The organism is Pseudomonas rossensis, assembly GCF_039888995.1.
Classification (GTDB): Bacteria; Pseudomonadota; Gammaproteobacteria; order Pseudomonadales; family Pseudomonadaceae; genus Aquipseudomonas; species Aquipseudomonas rossensis.
This window is the reverse complement of record NZ_JBBWCB010000415.1, coordinates 1-234: the sequence shown is the minus strand read 5'-3', so window position 1 is coordinate 234 and position 234 is coordinate 1. Positions and strand designations below refer to the sequence as shown.

Below are 234 nucleotides of genomic sequence, written 5' to 3'. Positions count from 1 at the left end.
CGTCGCAACCCCGGTCGTTCGAAATCTAAGCAAGATAATCCCTAGTGCCTCGCGCAAGGCTAAGGCACGACCAGCGTATCGCCGGCTTTAAGTAGAAAATTGGTGGACATGTCATCCCCGACATCAACTTGCTGTAGTTGACGCGCAGGATCTCTTGTCTAGCCCCATTGAGTCGCACGACCTTAATGTCGTCCTTATCGGCGAATTTGTCGAGCCCACCCGCCATGCTTATTA

The 234-nt window shown here is 52.6% G+C and carries 1 pseudogene; it reads right to left on the bottom strand.

Annotated features, from left to right (window positions below):
- Positions 1 to 59: 59 nt before the first annotated feature.
- A pseudogene (locus WLY71_RS31110) lies at positions 60 to 234 on the bottom strand (polysaccharide biosynthesis/export family protein); the annotation flags it as partial.